The 20,777-nt window shown below is 36.6% G+C and carries 16 protein-coding genes; 12 read left to right on the top strand and 4 right to left on the bottom strand.

Going from position 1 to position 20,777, the window contains the following annotated elements; all coding sequences use genetic code 11:
- Positions 1–75: 75 nt before the first annotated feature.
- The 3 genes from ACTWP4_RS11570 to nirB (ACTWP4_RS11560) form a co-directional block, all read right to left on the bottom strand.
- Positions 76–1,518: an MFS transporter gene (locus ACTWP4_RS11570; protein WP_443128924.1), complete on the bottom strand. Its 1,443-nt coding sequence runs from the start codon at positions 1,516–1,518 to the stop codon at positions 76–78.
- A gap of 612 nt (positions 1,519–2,130) precedes the next feature.
- On the bottom strand, positions 2,131–4,266 hold the full coding sequence (nasC, locus tag ACTWP4_RS11565; protein WP_443128923.1) for an assimilatory nitrate reductase catalytic subunit NasC: 2,136 nt from the start codon (positions 4,264–4,266) through the stop codon (positions 2,131–2,133).
- A gap of 32 nt (positions 4,267–4,298) precedes the next feature.
- Entirely contained in the window at positions 4,299–6,620 is a 2,322-nt protein-coding gene (gene nirB, locus ACTWP4_RS11560) for a nitrite reductase large subunit NirB (RefSeq protein WP_443128922.1), read from the bottom strand.
- 235 nt (positions 6,621–6,855) lie between these two features.
- Here nirB (ACTWP4_RS11560) and nirB (ACTWP4_RS11555) point away from each other — a divergent pair, with 235 nt between their 5' ends.
- The 5 genes from nirB (ACTWP4_RS11555) (at position 6,856) to ACTWP4_RS11535 (ending at position 12,509) form a co-directional block, all read left to right on the top strand.
- Positions 6,856–9,255 (top strand): nitrite reductase large subunit NirB, encoded by a 2,400-nt coding sequence (gene nirB / locus ACTWP4_RS11555; RefSeq protein ID WP_443128921.1) that lies wholly within the window; start codon positions 6,856–6,858, stop codon positions 9,253–9,255.
- Positions 9,256–9,272: 17 nt separating this feature from the next.
- Positions 9,273–9,599 (top strand): nitrite reductase small subunit NirD, encoded by a 327-nt coding sequence (nirD, locus tag ACTWP4_RS11550; RefSeq protein WP_443128920.1) that lies wholly within the window; start codon positions 9,273–9,275, stop codon positions 9,597–9,599.
- Between the two features lie 325 nt (positions 9,600–9,924).
- The gene (gene cobA, locus ACTWP4_RS11545) at positions 9,925–10,707 is read left to right on the top strand and encodes a uroporphyrinogen-III C-methyltransferase (RefSeq protein WP_443128919.1); all 783 of its coding nucleotides are present in this window, start codon (positions 9,925–9,927) and stop codon (positions 10,705–10,707) included.
- Positions 10,708–10,720: 13 nt separating this feature from the next.
- Positions 10,721–11,488 (top strand): sirohydrochlorin chelatase, encoded by a 768-nt coding sequence (locus ACTWP4_RS11540; RefSeq protein WP_443128918.1) that lies wholly within the window; start codon positions 10,721–10,723, stop codon positions 11,486–11,488.
- Positions 11,460–12,509 (top strand): anthranilate phosphoribosyltransferase, encoded by a 1,050-nt coding sequence (locus ACTWP4_RS11535; protein WP_443128917.1) that lies wholly within the window; start codon positions 11,460–11,462, stop codon positions 12,507–12,509. Before ACTWP4_RS11540 ends, ACTWP4_RS11535 begins: the two co-directional genes overlap by 29 nt.
- A 4-nt stretch (positions 12,510–12,513) precedes the next feature.
- Here the strand turns inward: ACTWP4_RS11535 and ACTWP4_RS11530 are convergent, their stop codons facing one another.
- Entirely contained in the window at positions 12,514–13,125 is a 612-nt protein-coding gene (locus ACTWP4_RS11530) for an NAD(P)-binding protein (RefSeq protein WP_443128916.1), read from the bottom strand.
- 146 nt (positions 13,126–13,271) lie between these two features.
- On the opposite strand from ACTWP4_RS11530, the gene ACTWP4_RS11525 reads away from it, so the two are divergent.
- From ACTWP4_RS11525 to ACTWP4_RS11495, 7 genes are all read left to right on the top strand, one after another.
- Complete coding sequence (locus tag ACTWP4_RS11525) at positions 13,272–13,880, top strand: alpha/beta hydrolase (RefSeq protein ID WP_443128915.1); 609 nt, start codon at positions 13,272–13,274, stop codon at positions 13,878–13,880.
- 660 nt (positions 13,881–14,540) lie between these two features.
- Entirely contained in the window at positions 14,541–14,948 is a 408-nt protein-coding gene (locus ACTWP4_RS11520) for a GntR family transcriptional regulator (RefSeq protein ID WP_443128914.1), read from the top strand.
- On the top strand, positions 14,923–15,822 hold the full coding sequence (locus tag ACTWP4_RS11515; protein ID WP_443128913.1) for an ABC transporter ATP-binding protein: 900 nt from the start codon (positions 14,923–14,925) through the stop codon (positions 15,820–15,822). The genes ACTWP4_RS11520 and ACTWP4_RS11515 overlap by 26 nt, the downstream gene beginning before the upstream one ends.
- The gene (locus tag ACTWP4_RS11510) at positions 15,797–17,776 is read left to right on the top strand and encodes a DUF6449 domain-containing protein (RefSeq protein WP_443128912.1); all 1,980 of its coding nucleotides are present in this window, start codon (positions 15,797–15,799) and stop codon (positions 17,774–17,776) included. The genes ACTWP4_RS11515 and ACTWP4_RS11510 overlap by 26 nt, the downstream gene beginning before the upstream one ends.
- A 20-nt stretch (positions 17,777–17,796) precedes the next feature.
- Complete coding sequence (locus ACTWP4_RS11505) at positions 17,797–18,333, top strand: RNA polymerase sigma factor (RefSeq protein ID WP_443128911.1); 537 nt, start codon at positions 17,797–17,799, stop codon at positions 18,331–18,333.
- A gap of 230 nt (positions 18,334–18,563) precedes the next feature.
- Positions 18,564–18,821, top strand: coding sequence for a hypothetical protein (locus ACTWP4_RS11500; protein ID WP_443128910.1), 258 nt, complete (start codon positions 18,564–18,566; stop codon positions 18,819–18,821).
- Positions 18,822–19,088: 267 nt separating this feature from the next.
- Positions 19,089–20,129, top strand: a complete 1,041-nt coding sequence (locus ACTWP4_RS11495) for a lactonase family protein (protein ID WP_443128909.1) — start codon at positions 19,089–19,091, stop codon at positions 20,127–20,129.
- Positions 20,130–20,777 lie beyond the last annotated feature (648 nt).

The following is a 20,777-nucleotide window of genomic DNA, read 5'->3' as shown; positions in this document are numbered from 1 at the left end:
ACAATTATATGGTAAAATTACCTAACAAAGAAAATAACGACAGCCGTATTAATTTGTCAGATAATCTACTGTTAATTAAATCGCTTTTTCTTTCAATTTAGTTCCTTTCGATGTTTGTTTTGAATGGTCGACATTTAATTGAGAGGTAGCTACTGAACAAATTAACAATAGGACAGATATAGCAATAAAAAAGGAGGTAGGAAAAAATAAATTTAACACCGCTAAAAAGCAAAGGGAACCGATATTACCGTAAGCACCAACCATACCAGCTATTTGTCCTGTTCGATTCTTTTTGATTAGTGATACCATTGAGAAAATGGCGCCGGAAGCTGCTTGACTTATTAATGAACAGCATATCGTCAGGAATAACGCCAAATAAATGGGCCAGCTACTATTAACAAAAGCCATCATAATGTATAAAAGAGACAGGCTACTCAAGAGCATCATTGTTATTTTCTTTCGGCCAAAACGGTCACTGAGCCACCCCCCAGCAGGGCGCGCAATTAGATTGGTAAAAGCAAAGCTGCTGGCGATAGCAGCGGCAAAAACTGCATTAATAGTAAATGTATTTTGGAAGAACAATGGCAACATCGAAATAATCGCAAGTTCAGAACCAAAAGTTGCGAAATAACCAAAGCTTAAAATCGCCACATTTTTCATCGAAAACTTTTCTTTTTCAGGTATTTCTTGCTGTAAATATCTTTGATTAGACTTCCATCTTTTTATCATATTAAAAGTATAGAACAAAACAATAGCGCTATAGAGAAAAATAGCTACAAAATTAGTCAATACACCTGTTTCTTGTAATGTCCATACTAATATCGCCATTCCTCCGTAAATAGGAATGGTAAGTAGCAGAAGTATACGGAAATCATAATGACTAGTTGCTTTTATAGGATTGGCAGTTTTAGTATATTGAAATTTTTTCCATGATGGTGTGTTTTTTGCCTTTAAAAAGTAAACCACCCCATATAATAAGGCTAAAATACCAGTTAAACACATGGCATAACGCCAGCCATTTTCGCCTCCAAATAAGACTGCCAATGTTGGCAATGTCAAGGCAGCAAAAGCTGATCCAAAATTTCCCCAGCCAGCATAGATTCCTTGTGCAAGTCCTGCTTGTTTTGTCGGGAACCATTCTGTTACCATTCTAATTCCAATTACAAAACTGGCACCAATAGTACCCAGTATTAACCTAGAGATCAGAAGCTGCATATAAGTAGTTCCAAGTGCAAAAACAAAACAAGGAATACTCATTGTAATTAACAAAATGGAAAATACATTTCTAGGACCAAAGCGGTCAACTAAACGGCCAACAACAATTCGTCCAGGAATGCTTAAGGCCAGGTTGACAATCATTAAGGCACCAACTTCATCACTAGTTAGTAATAACTGTTCCTGAATAGTTGATTGAAAGGGTGCCATATTGAACCAGACCATGACACTAATAAAAAATCCAAGTGTTGCGAGTGTTAACATTTGCTTTTGTCCATTATAGTCATGTTTACTTGTAGTCATTGTTTAACTCCTTGTAAATGAATTCTTTAGTTAAGTACCTTTTCACACATCTAACGTTGCGTTGTTATCAAAATCTGCACAATAATTTTTTCATGGATTTGCTTTCTTCCATTCTGAATTTTTATGAGTGCTACGATACGCTATGGCAAGATACTTCGCTTTCCACGGGACGGCCTCAGCATCCTCAGAAAACAAAGGGCGTTTTCTTGCGGGGTCTTCGGACACGTGCTGCGTCGTGAGGAGTTTGCGTATCTTGCCTCCGCTCTGTGTAGTGTCTGATTTTTGAAAGAGATAATAAACGGGAATGTTTCCGAGTATTTCCTCTTTAAAAGTTAGAATAACGTTATTAGCGTAGGCAGAATACGGAGACTCCTGTGGGACAGCGAGAGCTGAAGATCCACTTTGTGAAGTGCCTTTCTTCACAAAGTTAGCGAAAAGCCTGAGCCCACGGAAAGCGGAGTATTTTGCCGGAGCGGTATTCCAGTACTCCCTATGGAAAGAATGGAGGAAAGCCTCACTCCACAAACTTTCATTACTTCGCAGTTTGTATCAATTGTTAAATAGGTCATTATTTGTACATGCGTGTCTTTTCGAATACTTTTCGTCGTTTGATTAGTTAACAGGGCTAAGTCTAACGACGCTCATTTTAAAGCCGGGCATTCGACAATAAGGATCTAATTGATCTGATACAAGCCGATTGACATTCTGCTTTTCTGTCCAATGAAAAGGTACAAAAACAGTGTCTTTTCGAATCGAGGTTGACAATCTGCATCTAACGATAATCCATCCTTTTTCAGAAGTGACCCGAACGAGTGAGTCAGCTTCTATCCCATATGTTTCAGCTGTTTGAGGATGAATCTCTAAAAATGCTTCAAAGTCTCTGGCTGCTAATGAAGGGCTTTTTCTTGTTTGTTCACCGGTTAAATAGTGACTCATTACCCGCCCGGTTGTTAAATATAATGGATATTCTTGGGTAATAGTAGGTTTATTATCAATACTTTGATAGGAGATGACAGCCATTTTTGCTTTCCCATTCGGATGAGCAAAAGATTCTTCAAACAATCTTTCAGTTCCTGGGTGATCCTCTGACGTACATGGCCATAGAATTCCTTGTTCTTGACGTAACCGCTCATACGTAATGCCAGAGTAATCAGCCTTGCCACCTTTACTGGCTATGCGAAGCTCTTCAAAAATCTCTTCTGCATTATCAAAGTTGAAATATTCTCCTTTACCTAATCTTTGTGCGATATCACAGAGGATCTCCCAGTCATGTTTTGTTTCTCCTTGAATTGGATAACTAGCTTCCCTTAGCATCACTCGTCCCTCGACATTCGTCAGTGTCCCTTCATCTTCTAAATAAGAAGTAGCAGGTAAAACTAAGTCTGCCAGTTTCGCAGTTTCGGATAAAAACAGATCAGAAACAACGAGAAATTTTAACTTTTTTAAAGCTTTTTTGATTAGGTTGGCATTCGGATTGGAAACGATCGGATTCGAACACATCACAAACATACTGGTGATATCGCCGGTTATTATCTTTTCAAACATTTCATATGCAGAAACGCCTTTCCTTGGCAGGTTTTGCTCTTCAATTCCCCATACCTTTGCAATGTAGTGGCGATCCTCAGGATTTTCGATTAAACGATAACCAGGGAGCTGATCAGCTTTTTGACCATGTTCTCTGGCTCCTTGACCATTTCCTTGACCGGTGATCGCTCCGTATCCTGAATTTCGTTTGCCAATCTTACCCGTAGCTAGTAACAGGTTTAAGAAGCTGCGGACGCTTTCAGTTCCGTTGATTTGTTGTTCAATTCCGCGTGCGGTAAAGATCATTCCTGATGATTCCCGGCCAAATACAAGTGCCATTTGATATAAATCATCCAAAGAAATACCTGTTGTTTTGACAACATCATCTAAATTTATTGTTTGAATATATTGTTTTACTTCCTCAAAATCTTCTGTTCGTTGTTTGATAAAATCATGGTCTATCAAGTCTAGGTCAATTAATATTTTTAAAACACCATTAGCAATGGCGACGTCTGTACCAGGTATATTTTTAATATGGAGATCGGCTAATTTCGTTGTACTGGTCTCCCTTGGATCGATCGCAATAATATAGGCACCATTTTCCTTTGCCTTTTCGAAATAAGGCATGATAGTTGGCTGACAGTCTGCAATGTTTGTACCTGCTAAAATGATACATCTAGTATCTGGTATTTCATGAAGAGTGTTGGTAAATCCTCTGTCCATTCCAAATGTCAGGTTTGCTCCTGTTGCAGCAGAGGCCATACATAGTCTGCCATTATAATCAATGTGTTTAGTTTCCAAAGCAACACGTGCAAATTTTCCAAGCAAGTAGGCTTCTTCATTTGTAACAGATGCACTTCCGTAAACAGATAAAGCATCTTTTCCATCTGCTTTTTGAATCTGCTCAAATTGTTCCTGAATCAATTGATAGGCTTCATCCCATGTGATAGGTTCAAATTCTCCATTGATTCGTCTTAGTGGTTGTTTTAAGCGGTCATGATGAAGCGCATGTTGATGAGCATTCATTCCCTTCACACATAATCTGCCTTGTGAGGTAGGATTGTCTTTACCAACCGTTTTTTGTTTTTTTCTTGATATGATTCGTTGCTCAATCAATTGCATTTTGCATTGCATACTACAGTATGGACACTGGGTATCGTATATTTGCTCAGATTGTACTTTTTGTTGTTTATCTCGGAAATATTTGAGCATTAATTCAGTCATAATATCTTCTTCCTTTCTCAAAATAAGGCTAATTACAATTGGGGATGGCGAATCAGCTGTTTACGATTTGTTTGATCCTTTTTTAAATCACCCAACAGCATTTGATGAATTTCATGATTAAACAGTACCTCCCGAATATGGACGATCCCAACCCGTTCAATCCATTGCGAGATTCTTTCATTATAATTAGCTGATCGTCGATAATATTGAACAAATGAAAGTAATACATTTACGATTTCCTGTGAGCTGATTGTTGTATATAAAATTCCTTGATCGGTTATTAACTCCCAGCCATTACCGGTTTGTAACAGAGCAAGGTCAAAATAATGCTCGGATAGCATCTTTTTACAGCAAAATGCTTTAATATTAAGAGATGTTGGCAGATTTAAAAATTCTGTTTGTTGTTCTATTTTGTGTACTATTTTTGAAAGATCTCTTTTATCTCTTTTACAGATACACTCTGGTAATTGGACACTTCGCAGTGATGAAGGATGATAGCTGTTTAATGTCATATTTAAGGCATTACATATTGAAATTAAATCACTTTCTCGAATATCACTTATCTTAAGACGTTGGTCAGAAGAGATCGATATGTTATCAATATCAAAATCTATCAGCACATCACTAATACGTTTGAGTTGTTCTGTACTTATTTTTCCGCTGTATAATTGGGGAACAATGGTGTAGGTACCATTTTCCTCAAGTGAAGCATTTGTTTTTTGGTCTAAATATAGAAATGCTTCATGCACATAATGTTCCGGATATATCATTTCTAAATAATAAGCAAGAGCAGGTCGACATTTTGAGCAGCCTGATGAATTATTCCATTCCAGCTTTTCAATAATCATATCGATGGATATTAATTCATACTGTTGAATAGATCGAACAACTTCATCTTCCGTCAAGGAAGTACAGGAGCAAAAACGATTATCTTTTACTGTTTCATGAAAAAAATCACTTTGAATATAGTCGAGTAATTCTTGTACGACAGGCTTACATCCACCACACGAACTGGATGCTTTTGTGTGTTGTTTCACATCATGAACCGAGTTTAGATTCTTATTTAGGACATTCTCAATAATGCAAGATTTTGAAACACTGTTACAGGTACATATATGTTCGTTTTTAGGGAGAGTAGCTGCATAAGATTCCTCAATTTTGACCGGTTGTAACAGTTCCGCTTTTTGGTGATCAGGTATAAATTTTTGCTTTTTAATTATGTCTAATAAACTACCCCCAAGAGAGGTATCACCATATAAAACAGCACCAACTGCCTTGTCTTCTTCAAATAAGACTTTTTTGTACGTTTCGCCAATTTCATCATAGGAGTAAATCGCTTTAGTTTGATCTGTTTCCTCTATTTTGCCGACAGAGAAAAGGTCGATTCCAGAAATTTTGAGTTGAGTATAAACAGTGGAGCCGGTGTAACTAGCATTTTGCATTGCTAGATTTCGTCCGAGCACTTCTGCTTGTTCATATAATGGTTTTACAAGTCCATATACCAATCCGTTATGTTCTGTACACTCTCCAACGGCATATATATTGGGATTGCTAGTTTCCATATGATCATTTACGACAATGCCACGGTTAACATCAATTCCCGACTCCTGCGCTAGTGCTACATTCGGTTTAATACCAACTGCCATTACCACAAGGTCTGCTTCAATCGATGTACCATCTTTAAAACGCAAGCCTTCAACCGTTTTATCACCATAGATTTCAGAAGTTTCTTTCTCCAGATAGAAATGCATACCTTGGCGTTCCAGTTCTTTCCTTAATAAAATTCCCGCTTTTGCATCTAATTGATTGTTCAAAAGGCGATCTGCTAGGTGTACGACATCTACCTTCATACCTAGATTCAGTAAACCTCTTGCTGCCTCCAGACCTAGTAGACCTCCGCCTATAACTGCAGCTTTTTTATAATGTTTTGCTGCTTCGATCATATTTTTACAATCGTCAATTGTTCGAAACGTCATAACTCCTACTTTATCCATACCCGGAAGAGGTAAAATAAACGGATTCGAACCTGTAGCAATAATAAGTTTGTCGTAGTCCATTTTTCTTTCCTTATCTGTTGCAATCAACTGCTTTTGATAATCTATTTCTATAACCGTTTCATTTGGATATAGTGTAATATCATTATCCTCATACCATTTCCAATCATTAATCGTAATGTCATCAAACGTTACATCACCTTGTAAAACAGATGACAGCATGATCCGACTGTAGTTGGTATACGGTTCAGATCCGAAAATTGTAATATCGTATAATTGACTATTTTCTTGTAATAAATACTCAATTGTTTTTAGTCCAGCCATACCGTTTCCTATCATAACGAGGTGCTGTTTTTCCATATAAATAGTTCCTCCCAACTTTGAAACTAGATAAATCTAGCATCACAGGCAGAATATCATGCAGTGTATTTGATTTCCTTTTTTCTGTTAGAAAATGTTACGTTCTTTTTTTTAGAATTATTTTAATTTTTTGAAAAATGATGTTAGATTAGCTGACAACAAAATAGAAAGTTCTTTTTCCGGGGTGTACGATGAATTCAAGATCAATTTCCAAATTCAAATTGGGGGATTCAAAATGGAGAAGAAAAAACTTGTATTAATTGGAAATGGCATGGCAGGTATTCGAACCATTGAAGAGATTTTAAAACTTTTACCTGACCAGTTCGATATTACCGTTTTTGGTAAAGAACCATATCCAAACTATAATCGTATTCAATTATCTAAAGTATTACAAGGGGATACCGAGATAAAAGATATTACGCTGAATGAATGGCAGTGGTATGAGGATAATGGTATCCTACTATATCCTGGCGAAACCGTTTCGAAAATTGATAAAGATAAGCAAATGGTATATACCGATAAAGGAAAAGAAACACCATATGATTATTTAATTATTGCTACTGGTTCCAATCCATTTATGTTGCCACTTCCAGGTGCAGATAAAGAAGGGGTAACAGCGTTCCGTGATATAGAAGATTGCGAGAAAATGATAGACGCATCGAAAAACTATAAACGAGCTGCAGTTATTGGTGGTGGTTTACTAGGTTTAGAGGCAGCACGCGGTTTATTGAATCTAGGTATGGAAGTAGATGTTATTCACTTGGCTGATTATTTGATGGAACGTCAATTAGATCGTGCTGCTGGTGAGCTATTACAAAAAGAATTAGAAGCACAAGGCATGAATTTTTACTTAGAGAAACAAACAGCTGAAATTACCGGTAAAAAACGTGTAACTGGTTTGAAATTTAAAGATGGTGGTGCAATTCCAGCTGATTTAGTAGTAATGGCGGTAGGAATCAAACCGAATGTTGCACTGGCTCAAGAGTCTGGGATCGAGGTCAACCGAGGTATTGTGGTAAATGATCATATGGAAACAAGTGTAACAAACATTTACTCAGTTGGGGAATGTGCAGAGCACAGCGGGATGGTTTATGGTCTTGTAGCTCCATTATATGAACAGGGCCAAGCTTTAGCTAAACATATTTGCGGTATGAATCATCAGGGCTATAAAGGTTCTGTTTTATCTACACAGCTAAAAGTTTCAGGTGTTGATGTGTTCTCGTCAGGCTTGATTAACGAAACCGCAGAAACAAAAGCGATAAAAGTTTTTGATGAATGGCAAAACACATATAAAAAGATAGTAGTTCAAGATGACAAAATAAAAGGTGCTGTATTGTTCGGTGATACAAAAGAAGGTACAAAATTAAAAAGTTTAATAACAAAAGGTGCCGATGTAGCAGAGTACCTGGAAAGTCAACAAAGTGCTGATGATGGTGAGAGCATCGTCGCATCCATGAGTGATGATGAAATTATTTGTGGATGTAATGGTGTATCCAAAGGGGCGATTGTCAATGCTATCAAAGCAGATGGCCTTTCATCAGTTGAAGAAGTGAAGGGAGCTACAAATGCATCACGTTCATGTGGTACATGTAAAAACCTAGTTTCTGAATTATTAACGGAAACGCTAGGTGATGAATATGAAGCAGATACGAAAGAATCGATTTGTGCTTGTACAGATCTAACACGAGACGAAGTAGTAGCAGAAATAAAAGAAAAAGGTTTAACACATACAAAAGAAGTAATGAACGTATTAGAGTGGAAAACAGAAGAAGGTTGTTCGAAGTGTAAACCAGCTCTTAACTACTATTTAGGGATGGTTTATCCGAAAGAACACGAGGATGAAAGAGAATCACGCTTTGTTAATGAACGATTGCATGCCAACATTCAAAAAGATGGTACTTATTCAGTTGTACCAAGAATGTATGGTGGGGTAACTAACGCAGAAGATTTACGTACGATTGCAGATGTAGCAGAAAAATACGAAGTAGGAATGATCAAATTAACTGGTGGTCAACGTATTGACTTACTAGGTGTGAAAAAAGAAGACTTACCGAATGTTTGGAAAGACTTAGGTATGCCTTCTGGTTATGCATATGGTAAATCAGTACGTACCGTTAAAACTTGTGTTGGTGCAGAGTTTTGTCGATTTGGAACGCAGGATTCTACAGGGATGGGAATTCAATTAGAGAAAAAATTTGAAGGCTTAAACACACCACACAAAGTAAAAATGGGTGTATCCGCTTGTCCTCGTAACTGTGCGGAAGGCGGAATTAAGGATGTAGGTGTTGTCGGTTTAGATGGTGTATGGGAAGTATATGTTGGTGGTAATGGTGGTACGGAACTTCGTAAAGCTGAGTTACTGGTAAAAGTTAAATCGCAGGAAGAAGTACTGGAATATACTGCAGCCTTTCTACAATATTATCGTGAGAATGCTAGTTACCTAGAAAGAACATCACATTATGTGGAACGTGTAGGTATTGAGCATATTCAAGAAATCGTAAATGATGACCAATTACGTAAAGAATTAAATGAACGAATGGATGAGGCACTAGGTATTTATAAAGAGCCTTGGAATGAAGTACTGGAAAGTGAAACAACACTTAAAGACCTATATGAAAAAGTAGCGACGAAATAATGGATGGGGGAAGCAGAATGGAACAAACTGTACGAAAAGTATTGATCGGAAATTATGAAGATTTACCAGTAAGTTTGGGTAAAGCAGTAGTTGTGGAGGATAAAGAACTTGCTGTATTTCGTTTATCTAATGGGAATGTCAAAGCGGTTGAAAATAAATGCCCCCATCGTGGTGGCGTGCTTTCTGAGGGAATGGTAAGTGGAGAACATGTTTTTTGCCCGTTACATGATTGGAAAATCAATGTAACAGACGGATTAGTGCAAGCACCTGACGAGGGGTGTGTGCAAACTTATAAAACTAGCATCGAAGATAATCAAGTATATGTAGAAGTTCCAGAAAAATAATTCGGAAAAGCCATGTATTTGTACATGGTTTTTCTAATAAATAAATGTATGCAACACCGTCGATAAGTGCGGACGTTTGTTCCGTTATATGTGACAAAAGTGGCGTTTTTAGGGTGTCTGCAGACATCTATTCCGTTATTCATCGAAAATAGTGATAATATAAACCAAATTGAATCGAATAAGGGATTAGATGTCAGCCAACACCAAAAAACGGGTGTTGTTTGGTCGAATAACGAACTAATTGTCCGTTTAACAAACGTTAGCGTGAGCACCAAGACAAATTGTCACTAGATAGCAAGCAATCATGAAAATGGAGGTAATAAATATGGGGAAGGTTTATTTGATTGGGGCAGGTCCTGGTGATCCGGACTTGATTACGGTTAAAGCTTTAAAAGCAATTCAGCAAGCAGACGTTATTTTGTATGACCGCCTAGTTAATCAAGAACTATTAAGTGAAGCCAAGCCAGAAGCGGACCTTATATACTGCGGTAAATTACCAAAATTACATTTAATGAAGCAAGAAACAATTAATCATTTGCTCGTCAAATATGGCAAAAAGAAGAAATTTGTAGTACGCTTAAAGGGAGGAGATCCCTTTGTATTTGGTCGTGGTGCAGAAGAAGCAGAATCATTGGCGAAAAATGGAGTAGCCTATGAAGTTGTGCCAGGCATTACTTCAGGCATTGCGGCTCCAGCATATGCTGATATTCCGATTACACACCGAGAATTAGGTCGTTCTTTTGCTGTCGTTACCGGTCACTGTAAAAACGGTGAACCATCTGACATACAATGGGATTATCTTGCTAAATCTGTAGACACATTAGCTGTTTATATGGGGATGAGTAACCTTCCTTTTATTACCGAACAATTAATTAATTGTGGAAAGTCAGCTCAAACTCCAGTAGCAATTATTCAAGAAGGAACGACAACTAATCAAAGAGTTGTTACAGGAACATTACAAAATATTGTCCATCTTGTAGAACAACACAAGGTGAAAAATCCGGCAATGATTGTCATTGGGGAAGTAGTAAAAGTGGGCGCGAAACTACAATATTTAAAAGATAGATTTCAAGATCAAGAGACTATTTCTGCTTTAGAAGCATTTTAGGAGTGTGAAAATAATGGAAGCTGTCATTTATATTTGCCATGGAAGTAGGCTAGAGGAAGCAAAACATGAATCTTTCACATTAATCGATAAAGTCAAAAAGAATATTTCCGTCGCGATACAAGAGACTTGTTTTTTAGAATTACAACAACCTGATTTAGCCGAAACAGTTCGTAAGGTAGTCAATCAAGGAGCAACAAAGGTTTTTATTATGCCGATTCTTTTATTGACAGCTGGCCATGCCAAAAAAGACATTCCTGACATGATTGAGAAAGAGAGGAATAAATATCCAGCTGTTGAATTTGTTTATGGCCGGGCAATAGAAGTAGATCAAAAAATGGTAGACATTCTAGCAGATCGAATTAAAGCCTGTACCGATAACCTGGAAGAAATGGATGTATTACTTGTCGGTCGAGGAAGCAGTGATGTATCGGCAGTAAAGGATACCGAACGAATTGTCAGTATGCTAAGGGCACATTTCCCTCAAAACCAGATAGATAAATGCTTTTTAGCTGCGAGTCAACCAAAGTTTGAGCCCTTCTTATTGGAAAAGGTGGAGCAAAGTAAATCAGTTCTTGTCCTGCCATACCTTCTTTTTACTGGTTTATTAGATAAAGGAATTAAAGAGTACATCGAGTCATTAGACTTAAAGGAAGGGCAAAGGGTATTGCTAGCTGATTATTTAGGACATCATCCCAATGTTGTCGAAGTATTAGTCGAAAGAGTGGCAGAAGCGAGAGAAGGAGCGAATGGATATGCAACAATGGCTAAAAGAAGTAGCTAGGGGCAAAAAAGGATCGAAGGATCTTGATTATCAACAAACATTGCAAGTTGCAGAAAGTATTGTATCTGGTGAAGCAACCACTGCCCAAATTGCAGCATATTTAGTTGCAGAACGAATAAAAACCGAAACACATGAAGAGTTATTGGCATTTATTCATACATTACAACAACATACAAAAAGGTTAAATTTACCGACTGAAGTCCGAGAAAAAACGATTGATTTTGCTGGGCCTTATAATGGGCGACATTCCTTCGCAGCAACTATTCCTGTTTCATTATTATTAGCGGAGTATGGTGTACCAGTATTTCTTTCAGCAAGTGATACCTTGCCGCCCAAATATGGAACATCTTTAAAATCAATTTTTTCAGAATTGGGAATTGCAGTAGATAGCGATCATGATAAAGCGGCAAAAATGATGATGAATAGCAATATGGCCTTTGCAGATACAGAACAATACAGTTCGGCACTTGCGAAGTTAAGGTCGATTCGTAAAGAGATTGGTGTCCGTACACTATTTAACACAGTAGAAAAACTTATCAATATTTCAAAAGCCAAGAATGTAATGTTAGGGGCTTTCCACCGAACAGCAATTAATAAATTAGAAGGTGTTTTTAAACAACTGGATTATAATCACGTTTATATTGTCCAAGGTTTAGAAGGTTCGGAAGATGTACCTGTTCATCGAAATAGCTTTGTTTTTGATTGGACTCCAGATGGTTTAGATTCATTTATTGTGAGACCGCAGGATTATGGAGTAGAATATAAAGAATTTGATAAGAATGTTAAATTGGCAGCTAATGAACAGGCGGCAATTATTCATTCTATTTTTTCAGGGGAAGGTAAACAAGAACACCAGTATTATTATCATCAAATATTATTAAATGCGGGCTTACGCTATTACTTATTTAAGGTCACTGATTCTATTGAGGAAGGGATTAAGGTAGCTACAGAACAAATAAAAACAGGTCGGGCATTACGAAAGTTACAGGAAATTCAAAAAGACAAATGTGAGGTTCAATAATCCATCACATTTGTCTTTTGAATTTCTCGATCCATGCTTGTTGTTCTTTTTGCGAGTATACCGGTTTTTCTACTATTTCTTGTAATAACTGTTTTTTAGTAGGTTGAGAGATGCTTAGTTTTTTTATCAGTTGCCTTGCTTCAAATAAAAAATCGATATATTGTTCATATTGATCGGGGATATCTGCTTCAATTGAATTTTTAATTTTTTTTGCCAGGATTGGACTTGCACCACCAGTAGAAATAGCAATTTGTAATTTTCCCTTTTGAATAGTAACCGGGAAATGGATATTGCCACATTCGGCCTGATGAGTTGCATTAATCCACGCTGATGATGGTGCATGCTCTATAACATATTTATTTGTTACCGGATCATTGGTCGCGACTACAATAAGATCTGCCTTTTTAAAATGATCAAGATGACATTTTGTTTGAACCCAACTGATGTTATGTAGATCAACAAGTTGGCGTAATGATTCGGTTAATGATGGGCTAACGATGATAATGTTTTCCCGAAATGGCAGCAGCCGAAGTAAACGACGTTCTGCCACCTTTCCACCGCCGATAATAACAATTTGTTTTTTTTGCAAATTTATAAAAAAAGGTAAATAGTACATATAGATTTTCACTCCTGTTATAATTGTAGTATTCAAATCCTGTCAAGGCAAGCTAATTGACAGATGATCACACGATTTCTTAAACTAAAGTTAGCTTGAATATATAAATATGTTTCGAATTTGAGATATTTGGGAAGGGTGTTAACATGGAACACATTTTTAAAGAGGGTAAAAATTTACACGGTCCGACATTATTACTGCTTCACGGTACAGGTGGAACGGAGAAAGATTTGTTACCTTTAGCAGAAATTATTGATCCGGATGCCAACATTTTAAGTGTGCGTGGAAATGTTTCGGAAAATGGTATGCCGCGATTTTTTAAACGATTAGCAGAAGGTGTATTTGACGAAGAGGATCTGGTGTTACGTACGAAAGAGCTGCATGAATTTTTAGATGAAGCAGCGGAAGAATATGGATTCGATCGTAATTATGTGGTTGGGATTGGGTACTCTAATGGTGCTAATATAGCAGGTAGTTTATTATTCCATTATCAAGATGCCTTGAGCGCTGCTGTGCTACACCATCCAATGGTGCCTAGGCGAGGAATTGAGCTTCCTGATCTTGCAGCTGTAAAAGTGTTGATAACGGCTGGACGGAATGACCCATTATGTACGGAACAAGAATCCATTGATTTAAAGGAGATTCTCAAAGAAAACGGTGCAGATGTGGAGATTCACTGGGAAAACAATGGGCACCAATTAACACAGGCAGAAGCCGAAGCAGCCAAAGATTGGTATCATAATAAAATTATTTAATAGTGAAGCTATGTATCAATTTTACAAGATGCATAGCTTTTTTTGTACACTTCTTTAGTTAGCATGGTTAGTTACCGCTGTTCCAGTAGCATTATAAAAGACAACAAAGTGAAGAAATCATAAAAGTGTTTTCGAGAAGTACTCTCAAGGACAAAAAAGCGGTAAAACTGGAAAAAGTGTCTTCGAGAAGCACTCTCAAGGACAAAAAAGTGGCAAAACCAAAAAAATGTCTTCGAGCACCACCACTACAAATCAAAACCCCTTCTATGTGGAATCGAGGAATTGACTCCGATTCTTTCCACGACCTTTCGCACGTTATCGATTTGTAGAAAGACTTGATAATCTTTCTTTTTCCACATTAGCAAAGCATAAAGTGTTTCAGGGAATCATTCGACAAAGCGAGAATGCTGAAAGGCTAGGTATAAGAAAAGAAAAAGACTCCGCGAAAGGATGATCGAATGCGTTTATTTTTCTTATCATGGAGTTATATGTTATGCGAACAGATATGTTTGAACTCATAAAACGTAAGCTAGGACAAAAATTTCTTCTTGCATTTTCCAAAGTAAGGTATATAATATAACTGTACTAAATATATTAATACAGTTAATACAATTAATACAATTAATACAGTCCATACAGTGGAAAGAAAGGGAGGGTGTTATGTTTGAGTTGGATTTACGTAGTCGAAAGCCGATATATGAGCAGTTAGTAGATCGACTGAAGCAGTTAATTATTAATAATGTATTGGAAGAAGACGAAAAATTGCCCTCTGTACGTGTACTTGCTCAGCAACTGTCGATTAATCCTAACACGATTCAGAAAGCATATCGTGAATTAGAGGCACAAGGCTATATATATTCAGTGAAAGGGAAGGGAAGCTTCGTGAATCATATTACGATGACTCATAATTCGGCTGAAATAATGAAGGTGAAAGAGCAATTGAGAAAGCACATATCTGAGGCGCTATTTTTAGGTGTATCAGTTGAAGAGCTAGAGAAATTGATTCTAGAAATGAGTCAATCGGTAACAAGGGGGGATGAAGATGATTCAAGTACAGAACGTAGTTAAGAAATTAGAGAAAGACTTAGTACTAGATAATATAAGCTTAAAAATAAATAAAGGTTCCATCTACGGTCTATTAGGGTCAAATGGTGCTGGAAAAACAACATTATTAAAAACTATTGCAGGAATCATGAAACAAAATGAAGGAGCAGTTGAACTGGAAAGAAAACCGGTGTTTGAAAATGTTGAACTAAAAGAACGATTAGTATTCATTCCAGATGCATTATTCTTTTTCTCACACTATACCGTAAAACAAATGGCTAATTTTTTTATGGATATTTATCCAAATTGGAATCAAAAACGATTTGAGCAGATGCAACAATTACTGGACTTAGATGCCGATCGCAAAATCCATCGCTTTTCAAAAGGAATGCAGCGACAAGTGGCTTTTTGGCTTGCTTTATGTGCGATGCCTGATTATCTTATCCTTGATGAACCGTTCGATGGATTAGATCCTGTAATTCGCAGAAAAATAAAATCATGGATTATTCAAGATGTCGCTGATCGTGACATGACAGTAATTGTCTCCTCTCACAATTTAAAAGAAGTAGAAGATATTTGTGATGCAATAGGAATTCTACATCGAGGGAAGTTGTTATTAGAAAAAGACTTGGATGAGTTAAAATCGGATATCCACAAAGTACAGTTTGCTTTTAAAGAAGAATTTGATCAAGCTCTGTTGGGTGAATTAGACATCCTTCATCAAGAGAAGCGAGGCAGTGTTTATATCTGTATAATCCGCGGGGATTCTCAGCGAGTCGAACAAATAATTGAGCAATGTAATCCAGTTGTGTTTGATATTTTACCATTAACGTTAGAGGAAATTTTTATCTACGAAATGGAGGGTGTAGGTTATGCCATCGAAAACATCTTACTTTAAAAAAGAAATATGGAAGCAGGCTTTCCGTTCTTCCGGTTGGATAGGAATTGGTTATTTTCTCGCTCTTCTTTTCGTATTACCTTTACAAGTTATTATGGTAAAAACAAATCCTGAACAATTTAATTATTATCAAGATCGTGCCGATAATCTTTTTTATCTAAATGGTGAAGTGCAAAGCATACTCATTCTTACTGTTCCAGTTTTAGCAGCAATTTTTGCCTGCCGTTATATGCAAGTAAAAGATTCAGCAGATTTCATTCATAGCTTGCCATTAAAACGTGCACAGCTTTTTTACCATCAATTTTTTATTGGTTACATGATGGTACTTATTCCTGTACTTGTGACAGGCTTTATCCTCTTTATTATGTATGGATTAATAGATGTTGATTTTATTTATCAACACGAGGATATAGGAAATTGGCTTTATGACACCTTAACATTGGTAACTTTTATGTATTCTATATCTTATCTGATTGGTAATTTGTCAGGCATATCAGTTGTTCAGGGTGCGTTAAGCTATATTGTAATCTTCTTTCCTTCTGGTATATCTTTACTAATGATAGAGAATTTGAGAATGTTATTGGAAGGGTTTAGTGCTAACTATTCCGCGGTCCTGTCCTATTTTACAAATATCTCACCTATTTATTGGATATTTGAAATTTCCTATCAATCCAATTTTGAAATAGTCACTTGGTATTATTGGGTACTTTCCGTTGTATTTGTTGCACTCTCCTTGATTCTTTATCGAATTCGTCATATTGAATCTGCTAATCAGGCGATTGCTTTTTCAATTATGAAGCCAATCTTTAAGTTTGGTGTAACCATTTGTTTTATGTTACTAGGAGGCGTTTATTTCGGATCTATTCAAGGCCAATATGTAGGCTGGATTATGTTCGGTTATATTTGTGGTGCGATTCTTGGTTATCTGTTAGCAGAAATGGTTATTCAAAAAACATGGCGTGTATTTCACCAGTGGAAAGGTTTTGTCATTTATTTTGGTATTTCCATGCTGATTGTTTTATCCCTAATATTTGACTGGTATGGATTTGAAACAATTATTCCTGATGAAGACGAAGTAGAAGGGATATTTTTCAATGGTGGTGGTTTAGTACACACATATGATGCAGAAGGTAATCAAGTTAAGCCAAATATCACTGATCCGGATTTAATACAACATGTAATTGATCTTCATGAATATATCGTATCTTATGATCAGATTGGTCAGCGTAGTGACATGATGCATACAGAAATATATACGAATATTGACATTATTTATCATTTAGAAAATAGTTCGAAGGTGACCCGTGAATACTCCATACCTGTGATTAAAGAGTCCGAGCAATATTTACAGCCTATTTTGGAATCTGATGATTATAAAAAATCCAGTATGCCATGGCTGTATCAAGAAAATGATGATGTTGACAGAATATCCGTTAATGGTTTTAATGGCTCACAAGAAGTAACAGATCAGGAGACAATCAATAAAATAGTAGCTGCTTTCAAGAAGGACTATCTAGAAATGACCTATGATGAAATGAGTCAAGGTTATTTTAAAAACAGAGACTCGAAGACTATAGAGTTTGAATTGGAAACGAGAGAAACGAAATTTTTACCTTTATTAGATAGTTATTCAAGAGTTTTAGAGGTATTGAAGGATGAGGATTTAGATAGAGGTATAATCATTACTCCCGAAGATGTTTCCATGATTGCCATTACTAATTCGCAAGTTAACAAAGAAATGTTTTATGAGCTACCTCAAATGGAAGAAATTGATAGCAACAATTGGATGCTTGTGGAAAAAAGTGAGCAAATCGAAGAATTAATGAAGCTTAATGAGGATGCTAATGGTACGTGGGAAGTTGGTATATATGGTCCGATGAACGATAGACTAATTCGTAGATTTCAAGTTAGTGAAGACCAGTTACCAAGTTATGTGAAGGATTATTTTGAATAAGAGAGGGAGGGGTGTAATCAATGTTCACGAATGACTTTTATCAATCATTAGTTGACCAATATCAGTCGATGATGTACTATACAGCATTAAAAATTGTGAAAGATCAGCAATTAGCGGAGGATGTTGTTCAAGAGTCGTGGATTAAGATAATGAAACAACAGGTAGACATGGAAACAATTGATAAATTGGGGGCATGGTTACGTACTGTCTCCTCAAGAACCGCTATCGATCTTTTGCGAAAAGAAAAAAGGCGTCATGTCTGTTTATTTGATAATCCATATATGATGGAGGAACTGGCTATCTGTTCAACAAATGAAGTCGATGAACAGTTAAACTGGAACTCTACAATGGATGAATTAGAGCAATGTATAAATAAAAGTAAGAAACTCAAAAGTGTATTTCAGTTAAAATTTAAATTAGAGTTAGATGATGATCAAATAGCTAAAACGCTAAATATTAGTCATTCCGCTGTTAAAACACGAATTTTCAGAGCGAGACAATTATTAAAAAAGCATTATCAAGTAAAAGACGATTATTTATTAAAACCAGGAGCTTAATTGTTTCTGGTTTTTTTCTTTGTAAGACAAGAAAGAAAAATAAATATAAGGTGAAATATGCGACATAACTGATGTGATTATTTTGAAATGTATAGTGAGCAATCGCTTATTCCTTAATTTCAGTCGATTCGGTCCGTGCGCTACGTTTCTTAGCGAGTTCTCTGCACTTTTGTTCTATACTAAATAGGTTTATAATGGAATTAAGTACTGTTAATTAAAGGATGAATGATATGAGTTACATTATATATGTTGTCTTACCTTGGATATTTTTATGCTTATTTGTGATTGGTGCTATGTATAGTTTATGGAAAAAACTTTCCTATTGGTGGGGATTTTTAAGTTGTGCGATTGGTGTTGTCATTTACTTAATAGGGAACGAAGTAGTAGGCGGTTATAATGGTATGAGTCTTAGTTTAATCGGTGCTTTACCTTTTACAATTGGTCTGTTTATCTTATTTTTTCTTTTTGTCGGAAGTAAATTCCAATAAAACCTACAATAATTCCGATTAGAAATGAACAAAACGCAAAGAATATATGTGTACCCATTTGAATGGAGGGATACACATGAGAAGAGGAACAAGAATGTTACCGATGCTGGCATCTATTGGTATTGGAGCATATGCATATTATCAAATGCGCAGAAATAAAACGATATGATTACTGGAAAACTTGGCTGTCCGCCAAGTTTTCTTTCGTGTCTATTGTTTGCTATAATAAATGAGTGAAAATTTTGCAAAAAGAAAGGATTTTCAATAATGGGGAAACAATACATAGGTTATATTGGATCTTATACGAAAAAGGAAAGTCAAGGTGTTTATCGTTTTACCTTGGATACAGAAGAGAAAAAAATAATGAACGTTGAAGTTGCTGCTAACCTTGATAATCCTACTTATTTAACTGTAAGCCATAACAATCAATATCTATACGCTGTTTCAAAAGAGGGAGATCAAGGCGGGGTATCTGCTTTTAGCGTGGAGAAAAATGGTGACTTAGAAAAAATAAACAGCCAAGCAACTGAAGGCTCTGCACCTTGTCATGTGAGTGTAAACAGCGAAAACAATTTAGTTGTAGCTGCAAATTATCATACTAAGCAAGTGGAGGCATTTTTAGCAAACGAAGATGGATCGTTACAAATACCGAAAGCAGTAGAACATGAAGGCAATGGTCCACATGAGCGTCAAGAAAAGCCTCACCTTCATTTTGCAGGATTTACTCCAGACGAACAATATGTAGTCGTAGTTGATTTAGGTAGTGATACAATTACAACATACCGTCCTAAAGAAGATGTTTTACAAAAGGTTCGCGTATTAACATTAAAACCAGGAAGTGGTCCTCGTCATATTGCATTCCACCCAGACGGTCAATATGCTTATGTGATGACAGAGCTTAGCAATGAAGTAGTTGTTCTGAAATATCATGAAGAAGAGGGAACTTTTGAAGAAGTTCAGTATATTTCCACCCTTCCAGAAGATTTTACTGAAAATAGTCAAGGTAGTGCAATTCATCTTTCTTCAGATGGAAAGTTTGTTTATGCTGGAAACAGAGGTCATAACTCGATTGCGATCTATCGTGTTAAAGAGGATCATTCTGTAGAGTTTATTGATTGGACGCATACAGAAGGTGATTGGCCACGTGACTTTGTACTAGATCCAACCGAACAATTTATTGTTGCAAGCAATCAAGAAACAGGCACATTGGTGTTATTCGAAAGAGATCAAGAAACAGGAACACTAACCCTTTTGCAAAAAGACATCAAAGCTCCAGAAGCCGTTTGCGTGAAATTCTTGAATTATTAAATATAAAGAAAAGCGTAGAGCGATCGCCTAGTTTCTGGGTGCTCTACGCTTTTCTTATAAGGTAGGTAAGTAAATAACCATTGGTATCACAGCATTTTTGAATCCTACGTTTAAAATGTGTAATAAATATAGATATTGTTTACTAGTCATGTTGTTTATGATGTAAGTTATCATGTGCAAGAAAATCGCTTCGGCTGCCTACTTCCCTTTCCACTGGGTTTTCTCTGAAGCTAACTTTTCCAAGCAAAGATCGCTAGAAAAAGGATCTTCGGAGAAAACCATCCCGTAGGAGTGGAAGCGGGCGGCCTTCGCTGTATAGTTTGCTCTACAATGGTAATGACCGTTACCTTTTTGAACGTTCTAAAAGAATGGTACCATATATAGCAAGAAATAAGAGTCGAACTGCTACCACTCGCATCCAATGTACGCATTTTATGTAGCGCAGGCGTCCACTTCGACTCCTGGGGGATCAGCGCGATCTGAAGATCCACTTTGCAAAGTTAGCTGAAGACGCGCCCCCTGGAAAGACCAGCTATGGAAAGTCAACCATAAAGAGTTATTTTTTAAAAATTATTTTTCATTTAAAAAAAGGCATGCGAAAATACACCTCCAGTGAGAGGTGTTTCGAAGGAAAGTATGTTCGATTCC

Source organism: Gracilibacillus sp. D59 (genome assembly GCF_052246695.1).
Taxonomy (GTDB): Bacteria; Bacillota; Bacilli; order Bacillales; family Amphibacillaceae; genus Gracilibacillus.
The sequence above is the reverse complement of the archived record's forward strand: the minus strand, read 5'-3'. Positions and strand labels throughout refer to the sequence as shown.

Bases quoted from the DNA above. Each gene is read 5' to 3' on its own strand.
- ACTWP4_RS11500 (WP_443128910.1), top strand. From the start codon at position 18,564: ATGAGTTACATTATATATGTTGTCTTACCTTGGATATTTTTATGCTTA.
- ACTWP4_RS11495 (WP_443128909.1), top strand. From the start codon at position 19,089: ATGGGGAAACAATACATAGGTTATATTGGATCTTATACGAAAAAGGAA.
- nasC (WP_443128923.1), bottom strand. From the start codon at position 4,266: ATGACTGAATTAATGCTCAAATATTTCCGAGATAAACAACAAAAAGTA.
- ACTWP4_RS11520 (WP_443128914.1), top strand. From the start codon at position 14,541: ATGTTTGAGTTGGATTTACGTAGTCGAAAGCCGATATATGAGCAGTTA.
- ACTWP4_RS11505 (WP_443128911.1), top strand. From the start codon at position 17,797: ATGTTCACGAATGACTTTTATCAATCATTAGTTGACCAATATCAGTCG.
- ACTWP4_RS11540 (WP_443128918.1), top strand. From the start codon at position 10,721: ATGGAAGCTGTCATTTATATTTGCCATGGAAGTAGGCTAGAGGAAGCA.
- ACTWP4_RS11530 (WP_443128916.1), bottom strand. From the start codon at position 13,125: ATGTACTATTTACCTTTTTTTATAAATTTGCAAAAAAAACAAATTGTT.
- ACTWP4_RS11515 (WP_443128913.1), top strand. From the start codon at position 14,923: ATGATTCAAGTACAGAACGTAGTTAAGAAATTAGAGAAAGACTTAGTA.
- nirD (WP_443128920.1), top strand. From the start codon at position 9,273: ATGGAACAAACTGTACGAAAAGTATTGATCGGAAATTATGAAGATTTA.
- ACTWP4_RS11525 (WP_443128915.1), top strand. From the start codon at position 13,272: ATGGAACACATTTTTAAAGAGGGTAAAAATTTACACGGTCCGACATTA.
- cobA (WP_443128919.1), top strand. From the start codon at position 9,925: ATGGGGAAGGTTTATTTGATTGGGGCAGGTCCTGGTGATCCGGACTTG.
- ACTWP4_RS11535 (WP_443128917.1), top strand. From the start codon at position 11,460: ATGCAACAATGGCTAAAAGAAGTAGCTAGGGGCAAAAAAGGATCGAAG.
- nirB (WP_443128922.1), bottom strand. From the start codon at position 6,620: ATGGAAAAACAGCACCTCGTTATGATAGGAAACGGTATGGCTGGACTA.
- nirB (WP_443128921.1), top strand. From the start codon at position 6,856: ATGGAGAAGAAAAAACTTGTATTAATTGGAAATGGCATGGCAGGTATT.
- ACTWP4_RS11570 (WP_443128924.1), bottom strand. From the start codon at position 1,518: ATGACTACAAGTAAACATGACTATAATGGACAAAAGCAAATGTTAACA.
- ACTWP4_RS11510 (WP_443128912.1), top strand. From the start codon at position 15,797: ATGCCATCGAAAACATCTTACTTTAAAAAAGAAATATGGAAGCAGGCT.